Origin of the sequence: Halobacillus karajensis (assembly GCF_900108515.1) — a bacterium.
In the GTDB taxonomy this organism is placed as follows: domain Bacteria; phylum Bacillota; class Bacilli; order Bacillales; family Halobacillaceae; genus Halobacillus; species Halobacillus karajensis.
On record NZ_FNWW01000001.1, the window covers coordinates 1 to 23,721 of the forward strand.

26 protein-coding genes and 2 riboswitches are annotated in these 23,721 nt (G+C 38.2%); of the genes, 3 read left to right on the forward strand and 23 right to left on the reverse strand.

Annotated features, from left to right (window positions below):
• A partial coding sequence (locus BLW54_RS00005) for an IS3 family transposase (RefSeq protein ID WP_139254039.1) occupies positions 1–325 on the forward strand: 325 nt, incomplete at its 5' end.
• Between the two features lie 455 nt (positions 326–780).
• Here the strand turns inward: BLW54_RS00005 and BLW54_RS00010 are convergent.
• The 5 genes from BLW54_RS00010 to BLW54_RS00030 form a co-directional block, all read right to left on the reverse strand.
• On the reverse strand, positions 781–1,191 hold the full coding sequence (locus tag BLW54_RS00010; RefSeq protein ID WP_035510688.1) for an NUDIX hydrolase: 411 nt from the start codon (positions 1,189–1,191) through the stop codon (positions 781–783).
• A 166-nt stretch (positions 1,192–1,357) separates the two neighbouring features.
• Entirely contained in the window at positions 1,358–2,041 is a 684-nt protein-coding gene (locus tag BLW54_RS00015) for a DUF554 domain-containing protein (protein WP_074733346.1), read from the reverse strand.
• Positions 2,042–2,102: 61 nt separating this feature from the next.
• Complete coding sequence (locus tag BLW54_RS00020; protein ID WP_074732935.1) at positions 2,103–2,921, reverse strand: MerR family transcriptional regulator; 819 nt, start codon at positions 2,919–2,921, stop codon at positions 2,103–2,105.
• 229 nt (positions 2,922–3,150) lie between these two features.
• Positions 3,151–3,504, reverse strand: coding sequence for a hypothetical protein (locus tag BLW54_RS00025; RefSeq protein WP_035505834.1), 354 nt, complete (start codon positions 3,502–3,504; stop codon positions 3,151–3,153).
• Positions 3,505–3,726: 222 nt separating this feature from the next.
• On the reverse strand, positions 3,727–4,518 hold the full coding sequence (locus tag BLW54_RS00030; RefSeq protein ID WP_074732936.1) for a phosphatidate cytidylyltransferase: 792 nt from the start codon (positions 4,516–4,518) through the stop codon (positions 3,727–3,729).
• 1,473 nt (positions 4,519–5,991) lie between these two features.
• On the opposite strand from BLW54_RS00030, the gene BLW54_RS00040 reads away from it, so the two are divergent.
• Positions 5,992–6,648, forward strand: coding sequence for a hypothetical protein (locus BLW54_RS00040; RefSeq protein WP_035505839.1), 657 nt, complete (start codon positions 5,992–5,994; stop codon positions 6,646–6,648).
• Positions 6,649–7,320: 672 nt separating this feature from the next.
• On the opposite strand, the gene BLW54_RS00045 is transcribed toward BLW54_RS00040, so the two are convergent.
• The 12 genes from BLW54_RS00045 to BLW54_RS00095 all read right to left on the reverse strand — a co-directional run bounded on the left by BLW54_RS00045 (position 7,321) and on the right by BLW54_RS00095 (position 17,551).
• Positions 7,321–7,578 (reverse strand): hypothetical protein, encoded by a 258-nt coding sequence (locus BLW54_RS00045; protein ID WP_181949640.1) that lies wholly within the window; start codon positions 7,576–7,578, stop codon positions 7,321–7,323.
• 152 nt (positions 7,579–7,730) lie between these two features.
• On the reverse strand, positions 7,731–8,369 hold the full coding sequence (locus BLW54_RS00050) for a hypothetical protein (protein WP_035505843.1): 639 nt from the start codon (positions 8,367–8,369) through the stop codon (positions 7,731–7,733).
• Positions 8,370–8,753: 384 nt separating this feature from the next.
• On the reverse strand, positions 8,754–10,151 hold the full coding sequence (gene sufB, locus BLW54_RS00055; protein WP_035505849.1) for a Fe-S cluster assembly protein SufB: 1,398 nt from the start codon (positions 10,149–10,151) through the stop codon (positions 8,754–8,756).
• Between the two features lie 29 nt (positions 10,152–10,180).
• A complete protein-coding gene (gene sufU / locus BLW54_RS00060) occupies positions 10,181–10,624 on the reverse strand; it encodes a Fe-S cluster assembly sulfur transfer protein SufU (RefSeq protein ID WP_035505850.1) in 444 nt (147 codons plus the stop codon).
• Positions 10,614–11,834: a cysteine desulfurase gene (locus BLW54_RS00065; protein ID WP_035505852.1), complete on the reverse strand. Its 1,221-nt coding sequence runs from the start codon at positions 11,832–11,834 to the stop codon at positions 10,614–10,616. Before BLW54_RS00065 ends, sufU begins: the two co-directional genes overlap by 11 nt.
• Positions 11,834–13,141, reverse strand: a complete 1,308-nt coding sequence (gene sufD / locus BLW54_RS00070; RefSeq protein ID WP_035505854.1) for a Fe-S cluster assembly protein SufD — start codon at positions 13,139–13,141, stop codon at positions 11,834–11,836. The genes BLW54_RS00065 and sufD overlap by 1 nt, the downstream gene beginning before the upstream one ends.
• Positions 13,142–13,160: 19 nt before the next feature.
• On the reverse strand, positions 13,161–13,940 hold the full coding sequence (sufC, locus tag BLW54_RS00075) for a Fe-S cluster assembly ATPase SufC (protein ID WP_035505856.1): 780 nt from the start codon (positions 13,938–13,940) through the stop codon (positions 13,161–13,163).
• Positions 13,941–14,181: 241 nt separating this feature from the next.
• Entirely contained in the window at positions 14,182–14,352 is a 171-nt protein-coding gene (locus tag BLW54_RS20570) for a YuzK family famiily protein (protein WP_155996950.1), read from the reverse strand.
• Between the two features lie 196 nt (positions 14,353–14,548).
• Entirely contained in the window at positions 14,549–14,914 is a 366-nt protein-coding gene (locus tag BLW54_RS00080; protein WP_074732937.1) for a carboxymuconolactone decarboxylase family protein, read from the reverse strand.
• 67 nt (positions 14,915–14,981) lie between these two features.
• Entirely contained in the window at positions 14,982–15,836 is an 855-nt protein-coding gene (locus BLW54_RS00085; protein WP_035505858.1) for a MetQ/NlpA family ABC transporter substrate-binding protein, read from the reverse strand.
• A 28-nt stretch (positions 15,837–15,864) separates the two neighbouring features.
• Positions 15,865–16,533 (reverse strand): methionine ABC transporter permease, encoded by a 669-nt coding sequence (locus BLW54_RS00090; RefSeq protein ID WP_035505860.1) that lies wholly within the window; start codon positions 16,531–16,533, stop codon positions 15,865–15,867.
• Positions 16,526–17,551 carry a methionine ABC transporter ATP-binding protein gene (locus BLW54_RS00095; RefSeq protein ID WP_035505862.1) on the reverse strand — a complete coding sequence of 342 codons (1,026 nt, stop codon included), beginning with the start codon at positions 17,549–17,551 and terminating at the stop codon, positions 16,526–16,528. The genes BLW54_RS00090 and BLW54_RS00095 overlap by 8 nt, the downstream gene beginning before the upstream one ends.
• A gap of 77 nt (positions 17,552–17,628) precedes the next feature.
• Positions 17,629–17,740, reverse strand: a riboswitch (SAM riboswitch).
• 286 nt (positions 17,741–18,026) lie between these two features.
• A riboswitch (SAM riboswitch) is annotated at positions 18,027–18,134 on the reverse strand.
• Between the two features lie 91 nt (positions 18,135–18,225).
• Here BLW54_RS00095 and BLW54_RS00100 point away from each other — a divergent pair.
• Positions 18,226–18,645, forward strand: coding sequence for a TlpA family protein disulfide reductase (locus BLW54_RS00100; RefSeq protein ID WP_035505863.1), 420 nt, complete (start codon positions 18,226–18,228; stop codon positions 18,643–18,645).
• Between the two features lie 97 nt (positions 18,646–18,742).
• On the opposite strand, the gene BLW54_RS00105 is transcribed toward BLW54_RS00100, so the two are convergent.
• The 6 genes from BLW54_RS00105 to BLW54_RS00130 all read right to left on the reverse strand — a co-directional run bounded on the left by BLW54_RS00105 (position 18,743) and on the right by BLW54_RS00130 (position 23,702).
• Positions 18,743–19,048 carry a thioredoxin family protein gene (locus BLW54_RS00105; RefSeq protein WP_051744071.1) on the reverse strand — a complete coding sequence of 102 codons (306 nt, stop codon included), beginning with the start codon at positions 19,046–19,048 and terminating at the stop codon, positions 18,743–18,745.
• Positions 19,049–19,067: 19 nt separating this feature from the next.
• On the reverse strand, positions 19,068–19,415 hold the full coding sequence (locus tag BLW54_RS00110) for a toprim domain-containing protein (RefSeq protein WP_035505865.1): 348 nt from the start codon (positions 19,413–19,415) through the stop codon (positions 19,068–19,070).
• A gap of 125 nt (positions 19,416–19,540) precedes the next feature.
• Complete coding sequence (gene gcvH, locus BLW54_RS00115; protein ID WP_035505867.1) at positions 19,541–19,924, reverse strand: glycine cleavage system protein GcvH; 384 nt, start codon at positions 19,922–19,924, stop codon at positions 19,541–19,543.
• Positions 19,925–20,006: 82 nt separating this feature from the next.
• Entirely contained in the window at positions 20,007–20,363 is a 357-nt protein-coding gene (locus BLW54_RS00120) for an arsenate reductase family protein (protein WP_035505868.1), read from the reverse strand.
• A gap of 364 nt (positions 20,364–20,727) precedes the next feature.
• On the reverse strand, positions 20,728–22,509 hold the full coding sequence (locus BLW54_RS00125; RefSeq protein ID WP_035505871.1) for an acyl-CoA dehydrogenase FadE: 1,782 nt from the start codon (positions 22,507–22,509) through the stop codon (positions 20,728–20,730).
• A 17-nt stretch (positions 22,510–22,526) separates the two neighbouring features.
• A complete protein-coding gene (locus tag BLW54_RS00130) occupies positions 22,527–23,702 on the reverse strand; it encodes an acetyl-CoA C-acetyltransferase (protein ID WP_035505872.1) in 1,176 nt (391 codons plus the stop codon).
• Between the last annotated feature and the right edge of the window lie 19 nt (positions 23,703–23,721).

Consider the following 23,721-nt stretch of genomic DNA (forward strand, 5'->3'; position numbering starts at 1 on the left):
TGGAAATTTACGTGATTTAGAACTTTTCCATACCGATCGTGGAAGTGAGTTTAAGAATCAAGCCATTGAAGAGTTACTAGAAACCTTTAACATTGACCGGTCTTTAAGTATGAAAGGCTGCCCTTATGACAACGCGGTCGCTGAAGCTACATATAAAGTGATTAAGACAGAGTTTGTTTATGGAGAAACTTTCGCAACCCAAGAACAATTAGACCTGGCTTTATTTGACTATGTCCACTGGTACAACCATATCCGTATTCACGGAAGTTTAGGCTATTCGAGCCCTATAGAGTTTAAGAAGAAGCACCTTAACAAATTTGTCTAGTTTTGTGTTGACAATCCAACCTCCGTACTGAAAGTGTATGCTCACACCAAAGAAAATTTGTAGTTAAGCAGATGCTTTATAAATTTTGTTTTACAACAGAATTAGGGGCAATCATCTTATAAAACAATCGCCCCCGTTTTATGAAGACTCGATATCGAGATATATCTTATATTTTACTTTAGGACTCTTAGTGGAGGATCTTAATTTTGCCTTCCATCAAGTGACCGAATAAATAAAAGACCTGAAAAGGCTGTAAGAAGAATTTGAGTTTCTGGCACTTGAAACATTTCGATAAAAAACGGAAGATCAAGTGTCCTCTTCTTTTCTTTTTTCCCACCAGCCTGCCTCATTATAAAGTCTTTTAAGTTCAGCTGCTTTTATTGGTTTTTCTGTATAACTTTTAACTTCTATTTCCATACTTTCACCCGTTCATATTAAGATTCCCAAAAGTATTCTTAACCTTGGAAGGTATATGGTGCAGACGATTCCAGCAAACTTTCTACTCCACCAGCATGGTAAGGCATTAGTTGGTTTGCGGTATTTATATCCATCCACTTAATATCATCTATCTCATCTTTATGTATTATTTGTATAGCACCTTCTACAATCTTCGCTTTGTAAGTAATGAAAAGAGCATGATGGCCCTTATTTTCAAAGAACGCTTCATTTACAGCAACTATGTTTTCCGTTTCTATTGTTAAATTTGTTTCTTCCTTACTTTCTCGAATAGCTGCTTGTTCAAATGTTTCACCTTCTTCAACAGCACCCCCAGGAAGAGACCAACCACTACCTTTATTCTTCACCATCAGAACCCTTTCTTCGATTTCATTAAAGATAAAGGCGTAAGCTACATCAACTCGATCCACCTTAAATCACTCCTACTCAATTGTTGTATATCATTTGCTTCCTGCTAGTTAATGATTGTCTATATTCACCAAACGCCCCCGTTTCTATAAGACTCGAATTCGAGATACTTTGTAGTTGATCTTCAAATACCGCACCCGTTAGTTTAAGTGCGTTAATTCACAAATATTATAAATGGAATAAGTGTATAACCAAAAATACTATAGGAGGAACCAGTATTGATGGCAGTAGATTTAAGGTATTACATTTCTTAATGCCTAAAATACTTAAACCAGATGCTAATATCAATATACCTCCTACAATAGTCACTTCGTTTAGTAGGTCATTATTTATTGAATTCTCCATTAAAATAGCAATCAAATAAATGGAACCTTGCCATACAAATAACACAATCCCTGAAGCAGCTATCCCAATACCAAATGTGGATGCTAAAACAATCGAAGTTATTCCATCTAACATACCATTTGCAAGCAAATACGTATAATCTCCCTTTAACGCAGCCTCTACGGGACCTAATATAGATAACGACCCAATACAAAATAGTAAGATAGCAGTCGATAACCCTTCAGCTAAATTACCTTTAGAATATTTATTAACTAAAACATTAAATTTTGATTCCAAATTAATTTTTTGACCAAGTAATCCCCCTACAGCTAAACTAACAATAAACAGCACTGGATACTTGCTGGAAGGTAAATGTTGTACTAGTGCATTAATTCCTAATCCCATAGCTACTAATCCCATAGCCTGCATTAGGATATTATGGTATTCATCTTTTATTCCCTTTTTAAAGATACTTCCGACAATACTTCCGACTATTATCATCGTTGTATTAAATATCGTTCCAAACATAATCACTTCTCCTTTAAGCAATAGTCTCAACAAAAATATAGACCCTCCTGTAAAAGGAGGGTCAATACTGTACTGGTATTTGTATTTCAGTCAGATAGTCTTCTTTATCTTTTGAAATATATTGGTCAATGAGCGTCCTTTCAATGGAATCGCCGATTATTTGAAGTCCGTTTTCTTTGATGCAGTTCAGTAGGACCCTGTAATATTGAGGTGAATCATTATGATTCCCCCTATAATAAATGCAGGCATACTTTCCTTCCTGTAGAGTTTCTACCCATGGACTTTTAATATCTTCTTCTTCGACTAGAATAAAAATGGAGTTATATTCATCGAACTTGGTTCCTTTTATGTTACTCATACTTACCGAAAGACCAACCCCTCCGATAAATATAGAAGAATTCATATTAGACTTATTTTCTAATTGTCTCAAGGAAACCTCCAGCTCTGGTTCTGAACTGATTTTTTCCATTAACCTTACTATTTTTCTTTCCATTAAATGCTCTATGGTTGGAACACCTAATTTCTCTATTCTCCGAGCAAGTTTAATATCATTTATTCGATTTTGAAATCTACGGTTAACACGTTCTAATTCCCTTATTTTATTTTCTGTTAATTCTTTTTGTTTTTCTAACAAATCCAAAAAACTATCAATGTCCCTTTGTTCTAAATGCTCCTTAATTTCCCTTAAAGAAAAACCTAACTCCTTTAAGTAATGAATGGTGTTTAGCTGTTCAAATTGCTCGGTTGAATAGTATCTATATCCGTTGTTTTTATCAATTTGAATAGGCTTCAACAATCCAATTTCGTCATAATATCTTAAAGTTTTTATGGTCGTATTATGAAGCTTAGCCATTTCCCCTATCAAAAATCGATTCTTCATTTTAATCTTCCTTAAATAATTTTTTATAATATCACTATAATACTCGATTATGTGATGTGAAACTAACCTGATAGTTAGTTTAAAATTTTTTATCGTTAGAAAAGGATCAAACCATTGTTCATGATTTGCCCCCGTTTCATTAAGACTCGAAACCGAGATATATCTTCAGAAGTCCTTCATTTTAGTACATATTTGTTCAATACATTGGTTAGAAATTTCCTTTGAACAGTTATTTCAATTCTCCTTTTAACTCTGGCTCTATTTGTCTAGCTATGTTAAACTCTCCATCTCTTTCGAAAGCTATAATGCCATCATTAGTTTTATCTGTTCCAAGATGTTGTCCTTCCACCATAAATAGCATAGTACCTTCAGGAAGCCCTTTGGCTTGACCGTTTTCATAAGGTTTACTGGCAATTTCTCTTATTTTACCAATTTTTTCACTTAATTCATTTTTGGCTATAGGTTCATGGGTAGTTATATAAAACTGCCCCTCCCAAACAAAATAAGGCGAACTAATTTCTTCTTTATTACACCCAGTTGCAAAACTAACTATAATCACCATTAAGATAAGAAAGCATTTCATTGTGTACCTCCATAAAAATTGGAGAAATCCAATTTTTAGTTTAACTACTTTGTTACAACAATAAGCGATAGCCACTGTTCAGCTAACGCCCCCGTTAGTTGAAGACTCAGTTTCGAGATAACGTGGGATAAATGATTTAGAAAGTGTTAACTTCATCTTTCTTGCTAAGCTAAAAAGGTAGATAGAACAATTGCTCTTTTGAACAAGAGCCTGCTACCAAATTTAAATGATACCGATAATTTTTAACCCTATAAATACAAATATCCAGCTATCCAAACGATCTAACACTCCTCCATGTCCAGGAAATATTTTACCTGAATCTTTAACGTGGAAGTAACGCTTTAATGCTGATTCTGCTAAGTCACCTATTTGTCCTAACATTGAAATGAAAATAATTAAGATAACGGAAACAAAATAGCTGGAGAAAACTCCCAATTGCCATTGCATGAAAAGTCCTACTAATAAAGCAACTAGTATTCCTCCCAATGAACCTTCAACCGTCTTGTTAGGACTAGTATTGGGAGCAAGCTTTGTTTTCCCGAGTGACTTACCAACAAAGTAAGCCCCAGAATCTGTGGACCAAATAATAATTAAAACTGTGAATGTCCAAATGATTCCTTCCTCTAATCTCGCTTGAACTAACAACTGGAAACCAAATCCAATATATAACACCCCAATTAAAAGGGTTCCAGCCTTTTCAATAGAGAATTTTTCCGTAGCTATTTCTTCACTTAAGATCGTAGCTGTGAGAAATGAAACGATCAGAGCGAGTATTACTTTGATATGTATATCTTCATAAGAGGGATCAAACATAGGAATGAACAAAAGAATAACTCCTAAAGCCCCTATAAACCATTTTCTTCCCCATTTCTTAATCTGTATGATCGTAGTAAATTCATTATATCCAACTAAGGCTAGTAATAACATGGAGTAAATAAACCACTGTTGACCTATAAAAAACACTATTAAGAACAATAAGGCTATTAATATTCCAGTACTAAGACGTTCTTTCATTGTTAACCCCCAAACATCATATAAAGTTTCTAACGTTATACCCAAGTACAATTACAATTATTTCAAAATTACGTCGGTACCACAACCTGGAAAATTAAAATTCACTTACACAGGGATAGCACTGTACTTGGTACCGATTCATAAATGTTCGAATCCAGGTGTAATAAATACTTCCTTATCATAAAAACCTCTTTCGTTAATTATCTCTAAGAGAATCTATAATAAGAGAACACACAAAGTGCATAAAAAGGGGCAGCCAAACAAATAAAATTTAATCCAGATCTTATTTATTCAATAGTATATGGGTGAGAATAAAATAAAATAGCCAAGAAACCAACGCTATAGACGCTATTAAATAATGAAATACTTCGTCTTCCTTTCTATAATCCATTACATCACATAGCCCCTTTCAAAAGTATTTATAAATACGATGTAACTTATATACGAGATAAAAGGATTTAGTTTCAAAAATGGCTGTTATATCGAAATATGAGTTTTCACAATCCTGACCAAACATAAAAAGAGGCAATCCCACTATTATAGAATTGCCCCGTTTTTATAAGACTCGAATTCAAGATAATCAAAGCCAGGGGTGGTTCTTATGCCTTTGTCGGAAGCGCTAGAACCGTTCCCTCGCTTCCTATGTTAAATTTCAATACTTCAACTTCCTGGCTTTTCGTTCTTTTCTTGACTAGTACTGTTGTTTGTTTGACAACCTATCAAAGATAAGACAAGCAACTGTTCCAACATAGCTCATCCGCATTTATATTGTTAAGTTTCTTCTATATATAAGCTTTATCCAAGAAAAGATCCACTCATTCTCTATATTACTAAAAGGATATTAGAAGGCGATTATTAAAGTAGTAGATGCCATTAATGAAATTGGTAGGTATATTCTATACCTTAAAAGCCCACCCTCCCTCTACATCAATAATCCTCAGAAAGATAATTTAGATTATCAACGTTTTAGATTTTAACGAAAACCACATTTAATCCCCCCAATAATTAATCAATTCAACCAATATATTGCGTCTAAATTCATTTTTTAAAACAATCATAAACGCACCTATATATTACAAATAATTACAAACAAACATTCCTTAATGGACCGTTGCAAAATACTTATTATGAGTACAAAAGTTCATTTTTATCAATATCCATTGATAAACTTTTGAATAAATTGTTAAATTATCAAGTGTTGGAAGAAAAAGGTTTTTGCGCTTTTGCTAATATATTATTAGGAGGTGAATTTAATGTTTAACACTAGTAAAGTAATTATGCTGATTGGGGTATTTGCTAGCATCATATCACTATTCTTGTACCACAACTTTCAAAGGGACATATTTCACAATTTCTTTTACATAGGAGTTGGAATAGTTATAGCTGGGCTTATCCATAATTTAGTTACTTACATCAAAAGCAAAGGTCACAAAAAATAGTTTCTTCAATAAATTTTATTGGAGGACATACATTATGTTAAAAAACACATTAAAGAAGACCGGTTTAATACTAACAATAATGTCTGTTTTTACTTTTTCCATACAATCAACTGTTTCAGCAGCAACGACTAAGTCGAATATAGTTGCAACAGAGAATGGTAATTCAGAGGTTGTTGAAGGTACTGAAGAAAACTGGCAGAAACTAAAATTTGAAGATAACAGTACTTTAGAGAAAGTAATGAAGGATGGTAAAGAAATTTTAGTAGCAAAATCAGCTAATGGAAAAAGTTATGAAATTACAACATCCGAAGGAAACGTTTTAGTTAATGGAGAAAAAGTTAATAAAGAGAATGTTACTAATTTGAGTAAACAGAATGCCACTCTATCTATGCAATCCACTACTGATAATACTTGGCTTCACAGCACTACTAGAAATGGGAGCATAAATGTAGATTATGCGGTAATTAGTCTTATAGCTGGTGTTATTGCTGTACCTTTAACTGGATTAGCTGCGGGATCTGCAATCGTAACTTCTATTGCTTCAGGTTTATATTCAATAGAAGCTGATAATGTATGGTATGAAAAATCAATATACGTCACTTGCTTCTGTCCATCAGCACTTACGAAACGTACCACTGTATTCTACTTAGACTCTTCTCATAATGAATACTACGAAACAGTATTTCATTAAATTATTAATAAAAAAGCTCATTTTTGATAAAGAAAGCTAAATCCTTTGTATATAAAGTATTGATTATGAAATCAACGGCTTGAAGAATAGAGCCCTGGCATTTGCCAGGGCTTTTCTACTTTATACAAGCTTGAAGTCCTTATCTATATTGGTTGAAGGATAGATATATACTTCAAGCCATGCCCTCTCCTACCATAAGTCCAAACACATCTAATTTTCCTTTATTTATTTCTTACGAAAGGCTTTGAGAAAAGGTTCCAATACAAAAATGCTTGTTAAAGTATTCTGCTCCATCGTAACTATCACAACCCTATGCAAATATAAAAAGGGCGAATACTCTTTTAAGCAATCTTCTCCGTTAATAGAATACTCGTATTCAAAGTAATATTAACCCATCTTTCTTTAACGATAAGGGTTATATTGGAATAATATAGATCACATTTTGGATAAATCAACCTTGAAACTTTGTCATTGAAAATTAATATCAAAGAAACCAAATGCTCCATATTTGTCTCGCCATCTATCTAATTTTGAGGACCTTTGGTTCCCCAGAAATAGTCACCTCCAAAGCCATTAATTAATAAAGAAAAGCCCCCCTTTTCATCAAAACTTGAATTCGAGATATAATCTAAGGATGCTCTTACTTTAGTACTCTTTCTCTCAACAATTCTTTTATCCTAAATATACAATTTCACTATTTTCCTTTTTGCATCGTATCGTAATTTTCCCCGCATTTTGTTCTGGGTTGTTATATCCATTTTCTACTTCTTGAAATAGCCTGGATAACAGATTTTCAACTTCTCCTAATGTTGTATCTTTAGAAAGGTTATGTACCTCCATTAATTCAACACCTTTATGAGCACCTGCCGTACCTTGGACTTCAATCTCTCCAAATGCTTGAACTTCGATTTCTATTTTCAAATTCTTCATCTCCTCAAAACTATTATTGTATTTAATAATTAACTTCCAAAAAGGTTCACTACTTGCCCTGTTAGTACAACGAGCTATAACAACTGTTCAAGTATCGCCCCCCCTTATCCGAAAGACTTGAATTCATGGTAATATACCCTTTCTCTCTATCCTTAATATTCTCTTATTAATATTCCATCGTTTTCATTACCACCTTGATATTCTACTTTAATACTAGCATGAGGAAGTTCCACCTCACTTTTTAAGATATCGATCAATTCATTGATCTTTTTTTCATCATTAGCTTTTCTTCCTCTATTAAGCCATATGGATATTGTAGGTGAAACATTTAGATCTTGAATATTTGGCAGGGCTACCTCCCCTACATATTCACTATCAATATCTGTCCCAGAATAACTAGATACAATCATCTCTGCTTCGCTAAATCTTGTTTTGATATCATCAATAATGAGATTATTTAACTTTTCTTCAAAAAAACTTACTGCATAAGTATCCACCATTTCTCCAGTATCCTTCTGTTCATATACTAAAAAATCAACTCCATTAGTAGTGTTTGTTACCTTGGCAGCATACTCAAACCCATTAAAGTTCCCCATATTATCGTATAACGTATCATAAATCTCCATTTGTCCAGAAAATTGAGATTCTAGATAAGCACTTGCTTTTTCTTTCACTTCTTCTTCTTTGCCGGTACTAGGGGTCATTTCCACAATAAAAATAATAATGATTAATCCAACCAAACCTACTACACATCCGATAGTTAATAAAAACCATTTAGTTGCTTTTCTCATATGTACCTCCAATCACTTTGCAATGGGTAATACTTGCCCTATTTTACCATATATAGGAATTTATGTTGTGTTTTTATTCTTTAATTATCTCGAAACTGAGTCTTCCACAAACCTGCCCTTTAGTTGAAGACTCAGTTTCGAGATAAAACAATAAATTCTGTGTTGGAACCGTACAAAAATAAATTTTATTAGTGCCCAAACCTGTACTTCCCCTGTTAAGTTTCATACTTATAACCCCCCTAACACTCCCTCCACAAAGTTGGGAAACAATTGGAGGTTTAAATACACAAAACATATTCGGCTGGATGACATAAATAGGGAACAAAAGCTCACTAAATAAAAAACCCTTGTCACAGTAATGTTTGTGACAAGGGTTTAAAGTTATTAACCGATAGAACCTTCCATTTCGAACTTAATCAGGCGGTTCATTTCAACGGCATATTCCATTGGTAATTCTTTCGTAAATGGTTCAATGAAGCCCATGACGATCATTTCAGTCGCTTCTTCTTCGGAAATTCCGCGACTCATCAAGTAGAACAACTGCTCCTCTGATACTTTAGAAACTTTCGCTTCGTGTTCAAGAGAGATATTCTCATTCATGATCTCATTGTAAGGAATTGTATCAGATGTGGACTCGTTATCCATGATGAGCGTATCACACTCAACGTTTGAACGGGCACCTTCGGCTTTACGACCGAATTGAACGATCCCACGATAAGTTACTTTACCACCATGTTTAGAAATGGACTTAGAAACGATTGTGGAAGACGTATTCGGTGCCAGGTGGTGCATTTTTGCACCGGCATCTTGGTGCTGTCCTTTACCTGCAAGCGCGATAGATAGAGTCATACCACGTGCTCCTTCTCCTTTAAGAAGAACAGCAGGGTATTTCATGGTCAGCTTAGATCCAAGGTTTCCGTCGACCCATTCCATGGTTGCATTAGACTCAGCCACTGCGCGTTTCGTAACCAGGTTATATACGTTATTCGCCCAGTTTTGAATCGTTGTATAACGGCAGTAGGCGTTATCCTTAACAAAAATCTCAACAACTGCACTGTGCAGGGAGCTTGAAGAATACGTAGGTGCTGTACAACCTTCAACGTAGTGTACAGATGATCCTTCATCAGCGATGATCAAGGTACGCTCGAATTGTCCCATATTTTCAGAGTTAATTCTGAAATAAGCCTGAAGAGGTGTTTCTACTTTAGTATCTTTCGGAACGTAGATGAAAGAACCTCCAGACCAAACCGCTGAGTTCAGGGCAGCGAATTTGTTGTCTGACGGCGGGATTACTTTCCCGAAGTATTCTTTGAAGATATCTTCGTTTTCTTTAAGGGCAGAATCGGTATCCTTAAAGATAACCCCCAGCTCTTCAAGATCTTTTTCCATGTTGTGATAAACCACTTCAGATTCATACTGGGCAGATACACCTGCAAGGTACTTCTGCTCAGCTTCAGGAATTCCAAGCCGGTCAAATGTGTTTTTGATTTCTTCAGGAACTTCGTCCCAGGAACGTTCTGAACGCTCAGATGGCTTCACATAGTAAGTGATATCGTCAAAATCAAGCTCAGAAAGGTCGCCGCCCCATTGTGGCATCGGCATTTTATAGAATTGCTCTAAAGATTTCAAACGGAAATCAAGCATCCATTTCGGTTCTTCTTTATAGTTGGAGATTTGTTCGACAACTTCTTTCGTCAAACCTTTTTGCGTACGGAAAATCGAAACATCTTTTTCATGGAATCCGTATTGGTACTCTCCCACTTCTGGCGCTTTTTTGGCCATAGTATATACCTCCTTTTGGTATAGAAAGCTTAGTCTTCTTTCTCTTCCTCGACACCCTTTTCCATTGCCTTCCAAGCTAATGTAGCGCATTTTATGCGCGCAGGGAACTTGGAAACCCCTTGCAGTGCTTCAATATCTCCAAGATCAATATCCTCTTCATCGATATCTTTTCCTTGCATGAGATCAGAGAATAGTTCGGACATTTTCAGTGCTTCGTCAACTGGCTTTCCTTTTACTGCCTGTGTCATCATGGAAGCCGAGGAAAGACTGATTGAACAGCCCTCTCCATCAAACTTGGCATCCTTCACAATGCCATCATCCACCAGCAATTGAAGCTGGATGCGATCCCCACATGTAGGGTTATTCATATCTACAGTCATTGGGTTTCCTTCAATGGAACCACGGTTGCGCGGATTTTTATAATGATCCATGATGACTTGACGATAAAGTGTATCCAAGTTATTAAAAGACATCGCCAAAATACTCCTTTGTTGTTTTTAATCCTGCAACGAGACGGTCGATTTCTTCTTCTGTATTATAAAGATAAAAACTTGCTCTTGCTGTAGCTGACACTTCCAGCCAGCGCATTAAAGGCTGAGCACAATGGTGTCCGGCCCGGACTGCAATCCCTTCAGAATCCAGTACAGTAGCAAGATCATGTGGGTGAACATCAGATAAGTTAAAAGTAATGAGGCCAGCACGGTTCTCAGGACCGTAGATCGTCATCCCATCCACTTTATTCATTTCCTGCATAGCATAAGCAGCAAGTTTATTTTCATGCTCCATAATTTCCTCTAGACCGATATCTGTAAGGAAATCGATCGCTGCCCCAAGACCTACAGCACCCGCAATAATAGGTGTGCCGCCTTCAAACTTCCAAGGAAGCTCTTTCCAGGTGGAATCATAGAGGTTAACAAAATCAATCATTTCGCCCCCAAATTCCACAGGCTCCATTTTTTCAAGGAGTGCTTTCTTTCCATAAAGCACTCCAATTCCTGTCGGGCCACACATTTTATGCCCTGAGAAAGCATAAAAATCTGCGTTCAAATCTTGAACATCGATTTTCATGTGAGGCGCACTTTGAGCACCGTCTACAAGCATGACTGCACCTTGATCGTGTGCAATTTGAGCGATTTCCTTCACAGGGTTAACCGTTCCGAGGACGTTTGAAACATGCATAACAGCTACAATTTTAGTATTGGAAGTAACGGTTTCTTTCACATCTTCTAAACGAATTGTACCGTCGGGCTGTAAAGGAATATATTTAAGAGTCGCCCCCGTTTCCTTAACGATCTGCTGCCATGGGATGATGTTACTATGGTGTTCCATAGGAGTGATGACAACTTCGTCACCTTCACTCAAATTCGCTCGTCCGTAACTGGCAGCAACTGTATTAATGGCAGTTGTTGTTCCACGGGTAAAAATAACTTCCTGAGTACTGGATGCGTTAATGAAACGCCGCACCTTTTCACGAGCTCCTTCATATTCATCTGTGGCTTTTGTTCCAAGTGTATGAACCCCTCTGTGAACATTGGAATTATATCCACGATAGTACTCATCAAGCTTCTCAATTACCCTGATTGGCTTTTGAGAAGTCGCAGATGAATCCAAATACACGAGCGGATGTCCATTCACTTCCTGATGCAGGATTGGAAATTCGTCGCGTACCGCTTTCACATCCATTAATATACTTTCCTTTCAATCACTTGCTGCAACTGACGTTTTACGGCTTCAACAGGCAATTGTTTCACCACTGGTGCAAGGAATCCATGAATAATCAAACGCTCTGCTTCAAACTTCGAAATCCCACGGCTCATCAAGTAGTACAACTGAACCGGATCGACACGACCAACGGAAGCAGCGTGACCTGCGGTAACATCATCTTCATCAATAAGAAGGATCGGGTTAGCATCACCACGAGCATCACTGCTTAGCATAAGAACGCGAGACTCTTGTTCTGCGTTTGACTTGCTTGCTCCATGTTCAATTTTACCGATGCCATTAAAGATCGCAGAAGCTTTGTCTTTCATAACTCCATGCTGCAGAATATAACCATCAGAGCCTTTACCAAAGTGGGTAATATTAGCTGTGAAATTCTGCTTCTGAGAGCCTCGCCCAATAGCAACTGTTTTAGCGTTGGAGTGGGAATTATCCCCAATTAAATGAGTGATATTTTCCGACACTGTATTTCCTTCGTTCATTTGACCAAGTGCCCATTCGATAACAGAATCACGGTAAGCAACGCCACGTCGGTTTGTGTAAACCGTTGTTCCCGCCTCAAAGTTATCCACTGCTCCGAAGGAAACCTTAGCTCCATCTTTAGCAATGACTTCCGTCACAATATTTGCGGAAGTTTTCTCTTCTTTATTGTGAGAAATGTAATTCTCCACATACGTGACAGAACTATTTTCTTCAGCTACAACAAGAATGTGGTTAATCAGGGAAGCTTTCGGATCTTCCTGCCAGAAAATCGCTTGGATAGGTTCCTCGATTTGGACATTCTTAGGAACATAGAGGAAAATACCTCCGTTCATAAGAGCAGCATGAAGCGCAGTCAGACGGTGCTCATCCACATGAACAGCATCGTTCATATAATATTTCTCCACAAGATCACTATGTTCGCGAAGTGCGGTTGCGATATCAGTGAAAATCACACCTTGATCTTTCAACTTCTGATCAATTGATCCATAAGCCACTGTGTGGTTCCGTTGAATGACAAGATTCTGTTGTTCTTTCTCTTCATCTAAAAAGTCTTTAATCTCCACTGGGAGTTCTTCTAATGATTCGATACGATCACTTGTTACATGATGATCAAACTCAGTGAAGTTCCATTTGGAAATGTTTGTTTTATCAGGTTTCGGAAGTGGTAAAGATTCCGATTTCTCTAGGGCGCTAAGACGAAGTTTTTTCATCCATTCAGGTTCCTGCTGCCCCTGGGAGAATTGTGTGACATACTCTTTATCGTATGGTAGTGAGACTTCTACTGTCATGATTACCCTCCTATCTTGATTACGCGTTAACGGTTTCGTCTTCGATGCCAAGCTCCTGCTTAATCCAGTCATAACCTTCCGCTTCCAGACGCTGGGAAAGTTCAGGTCCACCAGATTTAACAACGCGTCCTTGCATCATAACGTGTACTTTATCAGGAGTGATGTAGTTCAAAAGACGTTGGTAGTGAGTGATGATCAAGCATCCGAAAGCGTCATTACGCATTTCATTAATGCCGTTTGCAACAACCTTCAGTGCGTCGATGTCAAGCCCGGAGTCAATTTCATCCAAGATTGCAATCGCAGGTTGAATCATCATAAGTTGGAGAATTTCGTTACGTTTTTTCTCCCCACCGGAGAAACCTTCATTTAGATAGCGCTGGGCCATGTTTTTATCCATTTCAAGCGTATCCATTTTAGAATCCATGTCTTTAATGAACTTCATTAGAGAGATCTCATCACCTTCTTCACGGTGAGCGTTAATTGCAGAACGCAAGAAGTCGGAGTTTGTTACACCACTGATTTCACTAGGGTATTGCATTGCAAGGAATAGACCTGCCTGGGCGCGTTCATCTACTTCCATTTCAAGGACGTTCTCGCCATCAAGCAAAACTTCACCTTTGGTTACTTCATATTTCGGGTGTCCCATAATCGCGGAAGCTAAGGTTGACTTACCTGTTCCGTTCGGTCCCATAACAGCGTGGAACTCACCGCCGTTGATCGTTAAATTTACACCTTTAAGGATTTCTTGACCTTCAATTTCTACGTGAAGATCTTTAATTTCTAGAGTTGATCCTGCCATAATGTATACCTCCAGTATCTATTTTTATTGAATGTCCAAGTTGATTAAGATCAAAGAACCATTCTCAATTTATTCTCATTACAATCTTATATCAAATAGTATTTGTTATCAACTTTTTGCCCTCATGTAAAACAAAGGTTTTTGGACATGCGAACTACAAATTTTTGCATTTTTCATCAATATTATAACATGAAAAAATCAGGTGGCTAAACACACCTGATTTTTTAAATAGAACAAATTATTATTTATGCAGTTGACGGTCAACTTGGGCAATCATCTTCTGACTCTCTTCGAATTCTCGTTGGCGTTTTTCTTCCACTTTTAAGCGTGTGTCCAACTTTCTGCTGTACTCTGCATAACTCATGTTATGCGCTTGATGCATCGCTTTTTCCATGTCAGCAGTATAATTCAAATTCAGATCGTCACTAATAACGAATCAACCCTTTCAGATTATTTACACAATTAAAAATATCATACATCCTATACTCAAATAAAGGGCTTTAAAACTCCAAATAATTCTAAAACTGCACTCCACATTAGATGTAAGCGTTTGCTGCGGGTGAAAATATAGAATACATGGCATTTCCTTAAATTTTCTAACAATTCAATCAGTTGATAGATGAAGTGAGATCCGTATAAGCGTCCTGCACAAGAGTTACGGCCTGACTTAAAGCTGCACCACCGCCAAAAGCTGCGGCCACACCACAGGCTTCCAATATTTCTTTCTCCGTTGCGCCTTGATCTACACACCCTTTCGTATGATAGATCATGCAGTACTCATCTTGAGCTACAATACTGATGCCTAGAGCCATTAATTGTTTTTCTTTTTTGGATATTTCTCCACCCTTAAAACATTCTTCTGTAAACTCACTAAACTTATGAGCCACTTCTGGCATGTGGTCTGTAAAGGCTCCCATTCCTTCTTTAAAATCATGCAAATAATTCTGCGTCCAAGTCATATTCTGCTCTTGCATCTATTGAACCTCCCAATAAAAATAAGTGACTGCGGTTAGTATAAACCACAGTCACTCTTTTTATCCTTTATTCTGAATCAGCTGAAACAGGGACAACTGCTCCATCGTATTCTTCTTTTATAAAGTTTTGAATTTCTTCAGAACGTAGGACCTCCACAAGCTTGTTGAGTGCTTCATTATCTTTATCTTTACTTTGAGCTGCTACTACATTCACATAAGGAGAGTTCGTACCCTCAAGAATGATTGCATCTTCTTTTGGTACAAGGCCTGCTTCAATAGCATAGTTCGTATTAATAGCTACAAGCACATTTTCTTCGCGTTTATAAACTTCTGGAAGTCCTGCAGCATCAACACCTGTATCAAATTCGATATTTTTAGGATTTTCCACGATATCATCTACCGTAGCTTCTACTTTTTCAACGCTCTCGTCCAATTTGATCAGTCCTTCTTTTTCTAAAATAGATAAGACACGACCATGAGTAGAAACAGAACGGCTCATAACCAATGTAGTACCTTCCTCAATATCATCAATATCATCATATTTTTGAGAGTAAACACCGATGGGTTCAATATGAATACCACCAAGATTTGCGAAATCATATCCATTCTCTTTTTCTTGTACTTCTAAATAAGGAATGGTTTGAAAATAGTTCGCATCTATCCGACCTTCTGATAAATCTTTATTAGGTAAAATATAGTCTTGATACTCTTCGATTTTTAATGTAATACCTTCTTCCTCAAGAAGTGGCTTTGCTTCCTCTAAAACTTCTGCGTGAGGAACACTAGTGGCCCCAACTTTAATTTCAGAGCTTTCTTCACTGCCTCCTTCTTCAGAACCTGAAGCATCATCTTCAGATGAACCACATGCAGCAAGTACAAGGACAAATAATAAGGCAAGTGCGCCTGTCCATATTTTTTTCATTGATAACCTCTCCCTTTTATCTATATTTTTATCTTTTATCTAATTTACGGGTCACTAAGTCTCCGATGAACTGGAAAACAAACACAATGATAATTATGAGTATAGTGCACATAAACACTACATCCCAGTTACTACGCTGGAATCCATAAAAATAAGCAAAGTCGCCTAATCCACCAGCTCCAATTGCACCTGCAACAGCTGTATACCCAATCAAAGCGATAGCCGTTACTGTAATGCCTGAAATAAGAGCAGGCATTGATTCTGGAAGTAATACTTTGAAAACGATCGTGGAATATTTAGATCCCATTGATTTTGCCGCTTCCACGACCCCTTTATCCACTTCCTTCAAAGCTATTTCAACTAAACGAGCGTAAAAAGGAGCTCCGCCAATAATTAACGCAGGTAACGCAGCATTCGGTCCGCGGATAGTTCCCACTAAGAAATCAGTAAACGGGAATAATAACAAAATTAATATAATGAATGGAATGGCACGGAACACATTGACTACAGACGCAGTAATCATGTTCAAAATTTTGTTTTGCCAAAGACCTCCAGGGCCGGACAAGAACAGAAGCAGGCCTAAGAAAAGGCCAATAATGAATGTTCCTGCAACGGAAATTAACGTCATGTACAACGTTTCATTTGTAGCTGTAACCATATCTTCCATACTCACATTAGGAAACCATTGATTAAGCATCTGGGTCCACCTCCACTTCTACTGAGGTGGATTGAATATAATGAATAGCCCGGTTTATTTCATCTTGTTCCCCTTCAAACTGGACATACATTGTCCCGTAGGCTCCCTTTTGAGTTTGGGTTATTTTCCCATGAAGAATGTTGACATCAACTGTGAATTTTCGTGAAATCTCACTAATCAACGCCTGATTGGTACTTTCACCCACAAAATGTAAACGGATGATTTCACCTGCTTCGTAATTGTTCTTAATCACTTGCATGGATGTCTCTTTTTCTGGATCTCCCATCACTTGATCCACAAACTTCTTCGTCACTTGTCTTTGTGGGTGTAAGAAAACATCTAAGACCTCGCCCTGTTCGACGATTTTCCCTTGTTCCATGACAGCCACCTGGTGACAAATCTTTCTAATTACATGCATTTCGTGGGTAATGAGTACAATGGTGAGGCCTAATTTTTCATTGATATCAACCAAAAGATCAAGAATTGAATCCGTGGTTTCCGGGTCTAATGCTGATGTAGCCTCATCACACAAAAGGACTTTCGGGTTATTGGCGAGTGCACGCGCTATCCCAACTCTTTGCTTTTGGCCACCGCTTAGTTGAGAAGGATATGATCCTCCGCGCCCTTTTAAACCAACAAGCTCAATTAAGTCATTGACACGCTTTTGTCTTTCAGCTCTCGGAACACCTGCTATTTCCAGGGGGAAAGCTATATTGTCATGAACCGTACGTGACCAGAGCAGATTGAAATGCTGGAAGATCATCCCGATTTCCTGACGTGCCAGCCTTAACTTTCCTTTGTTCATGGAAGTTAAGTTTTGATCATCTACCCAAATACTACCTTCAGTTGGATCTTCCAAACGATTAAGTAAACGAATAAATGTACTCTTTCCAGCCCCACTGTAACCAATGACGCCATATATTTCCCCTTTATTAATTTCCAGACTTAGATCATCTACAGCCCGAACATCCTGATCTTTCGTGTGGAATATTTTTGATAATCCTTTGATTGTAATCATGCTGTTTTTCCCTCCACTTCAAAAAAACGCCACGCTGTTAGGAGAACAGAATGGCGTTTCACAATACATTGTCTGTTCTCTCATCTTTCAAAGCCTATCGCTTTGCAGGATTTGGCACCTTGTCAAGTGTGTGTACTTGCTGGTTGCCGGGCATCGTAGGGCCAGTCCCTCCGCCTCTCTGGATAAGAGATTTTTAACTTATTAAATTATTATCACTTTAACTCAATTAATCAGTACAAAAAGGATTTTAGCACCGTAAGAATTTTGTGTCAACTTATAAATGCAGATTGTTCTGAAAAAAATACAAATGAACATTATAACTTGAAGCTCCTGTCTATCGGCTTAAGTCTAGCCTGAGAGTAAGTTTTTTGTCCCGGGTGAATGACTTAAGACCTCGAGTGGAGACAACACTCAATTATTATTTTTTGGACAATAAAAAAATCCCTTCTTTAATAGAAGAGATCCTCAGGTTCTTTTCTCATCTATCAAAGTCTACAGACTTCGCAGGAATTAGCACCGTACAAACAAACTTGCCGGTTGCTGGGCATCGCAGGGCCTGTCCCTCCGCCTCTCTGGATAAGTGAAAATGTCGATATGAAATTAATAGTTATGTTAGCATGAGGAATATAGACTCGTCAATAAAAAACTTTCATCCAAAAAGAAGGAGAATCAACTTGAGTGAAAAAGCACCTTTATTCGAATTGCCTTATATTAATGGGGAAAAAACGTATAAGCTAAAAAATGATCTTGGAAAGGTCGTCCTCCTGACATTTTGGGTGTCCTGGTGCCCAGATTGTGGGAAAGACCTACCCAAAAAAGAGCAACTTTATAAGACAATGGACCATGAAAAAGTGCAGATGATGACCATAAATGTAACAGGGCGTGAGAGAAATGCTGAAGAAGGTCTAGAATACTCGCAAAAGTTTTTGTCGCAGCCTACTCTTGCTGATGAAGGCCGCTCTATTTATGATCTTTATAAATGTGAAGGAGTCCCGTCAACTGTAATAATCAATCAAAAAGGAGAGGTTCATGCCAACTTCGGCGATCAAGCTTCTTTTTTGGATATCGTAAGTAAACTGGGAGAAATCATATAAAAAAACAGGGATCGGACACTTCCCTGTTTTTTGATTATTAATTCACTACCGTATACTTTGAACCTGACGAAATTCCATCATTTCCCGGGAAATTCCCCTAATATTCTACATACTTAACAACTTGCTCATACATGTGGGAAACTGAATGAAAAGCATATATTTTCTGCTTGATTTGCCCTTGTTTAGTTACTACCAAACAAGGGACGCTTTCTATCTTGTACTTTTTCATGAGTTCTGGGTAAAGAGATGCATTCAATTCTTTAAAAACCTCTCTATTAAACACCACTTCTAACGTAGTGAGCATTTTACGAGCTAAGTGACAAGTACCGCAAAAGGGACTGTGTATAAAAATAAGTGTCGTACCTGGTGCATCCAACGTTCGTTTTCCATCCCCTGACTGCATTTCCTGCACATATATCCTCCTAAATTAAGTAAATGGACTTCACATTAAAATGTCTGTTAAGTAGAGCTCTCGCCAACTCTGGTTCTGGCGTGGCGGCCACTTCCCTGAAAGCTTTGTCGATATAAATGTGATCGGCGTGAGGGAGCTCTTCTGTCAATTGTTTGCGTAACTTGTACCCAGAATCGTCTTCATCCACTAATATATATACGGTTCTTTCATCTAAGTTGTGATCAAAAATCATTTCTTCCATTCGCTCAATCCCCAATGTGCCGTGTGTACATATGATCTCAATCTCCTCATCCAGAACCTTATTCAACTTCTTTTTATCTGTGATTCCTTCAACAATGACAATTCGTTCTCCATCCATCTTCATCACCTACTATATAGAAACAGACCATGCCGTCGGGCATGGTCTGAACATGATTAAGAATCAAACGTGATCATGTCAGACAAGGAATGCTATAAAGCCCTGCCTGTACGGTGCACTATTCCTTAGTCCTCGTCGATCATCGCTTCGTATTCTTCCGGTGTCATCAAGTTGTTTACTTCAGAGCTGTCCTTTGGTTCCACAACAACCATCCAAGCTTTGTCATAAGGAGATTCATTTACAAACTCAGGGCTATCTTCAAGCTCTTCATTAACTTCTACAACTTTACCACTAAGGGGTGCATACAGTTCTGATACTGTTTTAACAGACTCAACGCTACCAAATGGCTCATCAGCTTCCAACTCATCGCCGACTTCCGGCAATTCTACAAATACGATATCGCCGAGTTCAGATTGTGCAAATTCAGTGATTCCTACTCTTACTCTTTCCCCTTCTTCTTTAACCCATTCATGTTCTTCGGAGTAACGTAAGTCTTTAGGTAAACTCATAAAAAATACCTCCAGCAAAATAATTATAGTTTAAAACAAATATAAACATAAAAGCTTATGGCTTTTATTTCTAATGTTCTGCTTATTTCCAGACTCTTTCAAACTCTTCCGGCTTGAATCCTACTGTTGTTTTTTCACCATCTGTAAGAATCGGACGTTTGATCAGCATTCCATCAGAGGCTAGCCATGCGATCATTTCATCTTCTTCCGCTTCTTTTAACTTTTCCTTCATATTTAACTCTCTATACTTTTTACCACTTGTATTGAAGAATTTCTTTGCCGGTTGATTACTGGAAGCAATTAAATTCTTCAGTTGTTCTTTAGAAGGGGGATCATTGACAATATGTACAGATTCGTAGTCAAGCCCTTCGTCGTCCAACCATTTTTTAGCCTTTTTACAAGTACCGCAATTCGGATACCAATAGAAGGTTAAAGACATCTACACACCCTCCTTCAAACTTGTTGTTTTATATTTTATCATAATGAAGGGAAATATTTCATTTATTTCTACGATTGTCTGAAATCCAGAATAAAGAGTTTAGTTATTTTCCATTATATCCATACAATAAAAAATATGGTCTTTTCTTATATATAAAGATTGAGGCTGCTCACTCATGATTTGAGAAGCGGCCAATCGCCCAAATTTATATGATTTTTTGTTATTTTTCACCATACCGTCCCCCATAGGAATGGTATACGCATAGAGAGAGTGCCGAAATCACTTAAATCAAGGATTAACAAAGACCCACACCTTCGCATTATTCGAAGATGCAGGCCCTGTATCACATTCATAATTCAAACTCTTATACGATGTACTTTTCAGCTTCAATTAGTGTCTGCGCGATTTCTCGCTTCTTAGGAATGACATTTGTCGGGGTATGGCGTGTAAGTTTACGGAGCGCCCCTAACATCATTCGTAATGAATCACCAGTTTCAGCTGCAATCAACGTTTCTTTCGCGTGCCCTTCGATTCGGTTAAACGCTTCTTGAATGTAGACTTGGGTATAAAGCAGCTTCTGTTTATTTTTCTCTTCCCCAGATTTATTTATTGCTTTTTCGGTACGAAGTAAAGCGGATTCCATGTTGTAAATCTCTCCGACCATATCCGCAATATTCACAAGAATCTCTTGTTCATTTTCAAGTTTTTCTCCATATTTCTGAGCCGCCAAACCTGCAGCCAGCAAGCCGATTTTCTTCGCATTCTTTAACAAGTATTTTTCTTGTTCCAATACATCTACGCCAGGCTCTTCCGGCATCATCATCATGATTTCATCTTGAAGTTCTTGAGCTTTCTGAAGCAACGGTAATTCGCCTTTCATCGCCTTTTTCAGTAATGTACCAGGAACAATCATACGATTAATTTCATTGGTTCCTTCAAAGATCCGATTAATACGCGAATCTCGATACATTCTCTCGACTTCATACTCAGCCATAAAACCGTAACCACCGTGGATTTGAACGGCTTCATCTGTGGCAAAGTCAAGCAACTCTGTCCCAAAAACCTTATTCAAGGAGCATTCAATCGCATATTCAGCTATAACTTTGGCCACTGCGGCACCATCTTTTAATTCTTCCTCAGATAATTTACCCATACTTTGTTCAAATAACCCAACTGTACGGTATACAGAGCTTTCATTCGCGTACGTATTTGCTGCTACTGACCCGATTTTTTCCTGTATTAATGGGAAATTCGCAATAGATGTTTTAAATTGTTTACGTTCTTTAGCATATTTAACAGAAAGCTCAATTGCTCTTTTCGCGCCTCCAACTCCCCCGATGGCAAGCTTGTAGCGACCTACATTCAGGATATTGAAAGCGATAACATGGCCGCGGCCGATTTCCCCGAGTACATTTTCTACTGGTACTTCTACATCTTCAAGGATCAATGTGCGAGTGGAGGAACTCTTAATTCCCATTTTCTTCTCCTCAGGCCCTGTGGATACTCCCGGGAAATCGCGTTCAATAATGAAAGCTGTAAATTTATCCCCATCAATTTTTGCGTAGACAACAAACACATCAGCAAAGGCAGAGTTTGTAATCCATTGTTTTTCACCATTCAACACATAATGTGTACCTGCATCATTCAATTTAGCCGTTGTTTTAGCTCCGAGTGCATCTGATCCAGACCCGGGTTCAGTTAGTGCATAAGCAGCAATTTTTTCTCCTGTTGCAAGCGTCGGTAAATACTTCTGTTTCTGGGCATCGTTACCGAAGAATACAATGGGAAGAGAGCCGATTCCTACATGCGCTCCATGTGTAACAGAAAATCCACCGGCACGGGAAAACTTTTCAGTAATAAGAGAAGAACTGATTTTATCTAATTGTAAGCCTCCATATTCTTCTGGTACATCAGCTCCTAACAATCCCAGGTCTCCAGCTTGCTTCAACAAAGCTATGGAATGCTCAAATTCATGGTTTTCAAGGTTATCAATCTTAGGAACGACCTCTCCTAGAACAAAATCTTCTGCTGTTTTTGCAATCATCAAATGTTCATCTGTAAAATCCTCTGGTGTGATCACATCATCGGCTGACAAATCCTCAACAATAAATCCTCCACCTTTAATCATTTCTTTCAAATCACTCATCTCGTGTTCCTCCCCGTTTAAATTAATTCAAAGACTCCTGCGGCCCCCATACCGCCCCCGATACACATCGTTACAACTCCAAATTGTTCGTTTCTCCGTTTCATTTCATGTATTAAACTCAGAGTAAGCTTCGTTCCTGTGCACCCTAATGGGTGTCCAAGGGCGATGGCCCCCCCATTCACATTTACTTTTTCTTCATCCAAACCAAGTTCACGAATCACACGCAAGGATTGTGAAGCAAAAGCTTCATTCAGTTCAAATAAACCGATGTCCGACAGAGAAAGCCCCGCCATTTGTAAAGCTTTTGGTACTGCTTCAATCGGTCCAACCCCCATTATTTCAGGTTCAACACCTGCTACAGCAAAAGAGCGAAATTTAACAAGGGGTGTCAACCCTTCAGATTCCGCCTTCTCACGGTCCATAACCATCACTGCAGCTGCACCATCACTCATTTGTGAGGAATTCCCGGCTGTTACTGAACCTGTCGTAGAAAAAGCCGGTTTAAGCTTCCCAAGGACATCAGAAGTAGTTCCAGCGCGAACACCTTCATCCATGGTGAACATCCTTGTCGTTTCTTTCACCTTATGATCAGCATCCAACTCACGATCAGTCACTTCAACCGGAACAATTTCATCTTCAAATTTTCCTTCCTGAATAGCCTTCGCCGCCCGCTTATGGCTTTGGACCGCAAACGCATCTTGATCTTCTCTGGATATATTAAATCTGTTTGCAACCTCTTCAGCCGTATGCCCCATGGACATATAATACTCTGGCGCATTTTCTACCAGCTGAATATTAGGCTTTATGACATGGCCGCCCATTGGTATCAGACTCATGGACTCTGCCCCTCCTGCGATTGCTGTATTACTATGACCAAGCATAATTTTTTCAGCAGCATAAGCAATGCTTTGTAGTCCTGATGAGCAGTAACGATTAATAGTTATCGCAGGCACTTTATGGTGAAGTCCTGCTAAACCAGCAATGTTTCTCGCCATGTTCATCCCTTGTTCAGCTTCTGGCATGGCACATCCGATTATGACATCATCTATATGACCTTCATAACTGTTCGCTCTTTTTAATGTTTCCTTTATTGTCAATGCTGCCAGATCGTCAGGACGTGTGTGTGCGAGTGACCCTTTTTTCGCCCGGCCGACTGGTGTACGAGCACCTGATACAATAACTGCTTCTTTCACGGATCTTCCCCCTTTAATG